This window comes from Streptomyces sp. NPDC059224, assembly GCF_042754285.1.
Classification (GTDB): domain Bacteria; phylum Actinomycetota; class Actinomycetes; order Streptomycetales; family Streptomycetaceae; genus Streptomyces.
On sequence record NZ_JBHZAN010000096.1, the window covers coordinates 1 to 2,317 of the forward strand.

Consider the following 2,317-nt stretch of genomic DNA (forward strand, 5'->3'; position numbering starts at 1 on the left):
GGGACGACCCCGCCCGGCACGTGGGATGCGGATCGCGTCCATCACCGAAACGAACATGGTGGAGTCGTTGACGTTACCCGGCGTGAGAACCAGGGCGAGCGGGAGACCGCGGCCGTCGACAGCCAGGTGGACCTTGGTGGTCAGACCGCCCCGGGACCGGCCGAGGGTTTGCCGCGTCGCCGAGCGTTCCGAATCCGCCAGTTCGTCCCCGCCTGCCTCCCCTTTTTACGGGCGCCGGCGGCGTGCTGATGTGCACGGTTGACCGTCGAGTCCACCGAAACGGTCCATTCGACCTCGCCCACCGCGTCGTTGCGGACCTGGACGTGCTCCAAGAGCTTCGCCCAGGTACCGTCCGCCTCCCAGCGGGCGAAGCGCTCGTAGACTGTCTGCCAGGGCCCGTACCGTGCAGGCAGATCCCGCCACGGCGCACCCGTGCGCAGCCGCCACAGCACCCCGTTGACCACCTGCCGGTGATCCCTCCATGGCCGTCCACACCCATCAGCCCGAGGAAGCAGCGGCTCTATCTGCGTCCACGCCGCATCCGTCAACTCGCCACGACCCGCCATGACATGCATCATCCCGGACGGCGACATGGGCGCCGCCACAGAGCCCCGAAGATCATTCGTCAGATCGGCCGAGGGCCGATAGAGACATCCCCGGGGCCTTTGTTCAGCGGTGGTTATGAGATGGAGGCGCGGGCTGGCCGAGGGTCGCTTGCGACTCGTCGACGAGTCCGGTCAGGCGCGCGACCTCGGTCTCGGTCAACTGTTCGGCAACCTCGGAAGCGGCGATGTTGGACCGGAGGTGGTCGGTACTGCTCGTGCCGGGGATGACGACCATGGAGGGCGAACGGCGCAGCAGCCAGGCCAGTGCGATCTGGGCAGGTGTGGCACCCAGGCGCTCTGCCGGGCCGGTTAGCTCCTGGTGGTCGCCCAGCAGCCCGGCGGCCAGCGGGAAGTAGGGGATGAAGAGGATGTCCTGGGTCTCGCAGTCGGCGAGGACCTGGACGCCGCTGCGGTCAAGCAGGTTGAAGCGGTTCTGCACCGCCGCGATGGGGGTCATCTGTTGGGCGCGGGCCAGCATCTGCGGGGACGCGCCGGACAGGCCGATGCGTCGGATCAGTCCCTGGTCTCGCAGCTCGACGAGTGCGCCGAGCGACTCCTCCAGCGGTACGTCCAGGTGCGCGCCGGGGGTGTCGCCGACGAGTCGGAGGTAGGTCAGCTCGCTCAGGTCCGTTCCCATGTCGGTAAGGGCCTCGTGGACCTGCCGCCGGATCGTTTCCGGACGGCCGTCGACGACCCAGGACTTGTCCGGGCCGCGCTCCGCGCCGACCTTGTTGCCCACGATCACACCCTCGGGGATCGGTCCCAGTGCCTGCCCGATCAGCTGGTTCACTGTTCGCGGCCCGTAGGCGTTCGCGGTGTCGAAGAAGGTCACGCCCAGCTCTACGGCCAGGCGCAGCACCCGCCGCGCCTTCTCCGTGTCGTCCGGGAATCCCCAGACTTGAGGGCCCGCGAGCTGCATGGCGCCGTATCCCACACGATTCATCAACCTCTCCTGCCGTATCACTGCGACGGTATTCTCCGTATCGCTGACCGAACCAGTGATACGCCTGATGCCGTAGCATTGCAACCATGGATGATGCGAAGACCCGCAGTCGCCGGCAGATCTTGGAAGTGGCAGCCGAGCTCTTGGAACGGGAGGGTGCCCAGGCGCTCTCCACCCGCGCCGTCGCGGCGGCGGCAGGCATCCGTGCCGCCTCCTTGTACCAGCTCTTCGGCGACAAGGACGGGCTCCTTTCGGCGCTGGCCATCCACGCCTTCGACCTTTACTTGGCGCAGAAGCACACCTTGTCGTCGAGTGGCGACCCGGTCGACGACATGCGCCGCGGGTGGGACATGCATGTCGACTTCGGCCTGAAGCACCCCGCCTTCTACCTGCTGATGTACGGCACCGACCGCCCCGGCCACCGCCCACCTGCCGCGCGGAAGGCTCAGGAACTCCTTATGACGTTCCTCGGCCGCACCGCCTCCGACGGCCGCCTACGGGTACCGCCCGTCCTTGCCGCCCACCTCACGCTGGCAGCGGTGACCGGCGTCACGCTCTCCCTCATCGGCATCCCTGAGAGCGAACGCGACCCGGAGGTCTCACCACGCATGCGGGAAGCACTCATCGACGCCCTGACCGCCGACACGAGCCCGGCCCCAGACTCCACCCTCGCCGCTCGCGCCCTCGCGCTCGATGCCACCCTCAACGGGGCGGATCCAGCTACCGTCCCGCTCCGCCCCGTCGAGACCGCACTCCTGCAGGACTGGCT

General features: G+C 68.2%; 2 protein-coding genes and 1 pseudogene. 1 reads left to right on the forward strand and 2 read right to left on the reverse strand.

The window, feature by feature from the left end:
* Nucleotides 1-566 (reverse strand): annotated as a pseudogene (locus ACFXI4_RS44525) (IS5 family transposase); the annotation flags it as partial.
* Nucleotides 567-669: 103 nt separating this feature from the next.
* On the reverse strand, nt 670-1,548 hold the full coding sequence (locus ACFXI4_RS44530) for an aldo/keto reductase (RefSeq protein ID WP_385003390.1): 879 nt from the start codon (nt 1,546-1,548) through the stop codon (nt 670-672).
* Between the two features lie 86 nt (nt 1,549-1,634).
* Here ACFXI4_RS44530 and ACFXI4_RS44535 point away from each other — a divergent pair.
* Nucleotides 1,635-2,317, forward strand: a 683-nt coding sequence (locus tag ACFXI4_RS44535) for a TetR/AcrR family transcriptional regulator (protein WP_385003393.1), incomplete at its 3' end; no start/stop codon positions are given.